The organism is Stenotrophomonas sp. S41 (assembly GCF_016624625.1).
GTDB lineage: Bacteria > Pseudomonadota > Gammaproteobacteria > Xanthomonadales > Xanthomonadaceae > Stenotrophomonas.
This window is the reverse complement of record NZ_JACVTV010000213.1, coordinates 1-835: the sequence shown is the minus strand read 5'-3', so window position 1 is coordinate 835 and position 835 is coordinate 1. Positions and strand designations below refer to the sequence as shown.

General features: G+C 63.4%; 1 protein-coding gene. It reads right to left on the bottom strand.

Annotation, left to right across the window (positions count from 1 at the left end):
- Positions 1–108: 108 nt before the first annotated feature.
- Positions 109–804 carry a TorF family putative porin gene (locus IAE56_RS20930; protein ID WP_108767871.1) on the bottom strand — a complete coding sequence of 232 codons (696 nt, stop codon included), beginning with the start codon at positions 802–804 and terminating at the stop codon, positions 109–111.
- Positions 805–835 lie beyond the last annotated feature (31 nt).

The following is an 835-nucleotide window of genomic DNA, read 5'->3' as shown; positions in this document are numbered from 1 at the left end:
AACATTCCTTTTCCAGAGGGAAAAGGTGTCAACCCAATTCAGGACGGGTCACGGCAAAGAAAAAGGCGCCCATCGGGCGCCTTTTTCGTGGTCAACAACAGCGTCGGATCAGTTGCCGATCGCGACGGTCAGCACGACGCGGTTGTCGGCCAGCTTGCCGTTGTTGTCGCGGCCTGCGCCATCGGTGCCGTGGTAGGCCACGCCCAGGTTGAACATGCCGAACTGACGGGACACGCCGACATTGAAATCGGTGTAATCCTTGCCGTAAGCCGTTTCAAGCGTGGTGCGGCCGACGTTGGCGCTCAGCGTGAAGTCCTGCGGCAGGCCCCACTCGCCGCCGACGGCGTAATACCAGCTCTTGGTATCCGAACCGGACAGGTCGTTGGTGTAGGCCACGGTGAGCTTGTACTGCTCGGCAAACGTGGTGGTGGTGATCAGCTCGTTGTAGTTCAGTTCGCTGGCACCGGGGTAGGTGTAGCGGTTGAGCAGCACGTCGAAGTTGACCTTGTCGCTGACGTCGATGCCGTAGCCGATCAGGTAGTCCAGCTCGACGCTCGGGTCGCCCGGCCCGAAATCGACACCCGACCCCCACACACCGGCGTACAGGCCAACCGGGCTGGTATAGGTGAAGCCGGCCTGCAGGGTGGGATCTTCGTCGGTCTGGGAGACGCCACGGAACACGTAGTCGGACACGCCGGTCACGTTCCAGCTGTACGGCGATGCGGCCTCATCCTGGGCACTGGCGGCGAAGGGGGCGAGACAGAGGGCGGCGGCGAGGGCGAGGCAGCTGCGGGCAGGCTTCATGTGCATCTCCGGATGGCGGTGGCGGGGGAGG

What these genes read in the sequence shown, in the direction of transcription:
- IAE56_RS20930 (WP_108767871.1), bottom strand. Translation starts at nt 804, where the DNA reads ATGAAGCCTGCCCGCAGCTGCCTCGCCCTCGCCGCCGCCCTCTGTCTC.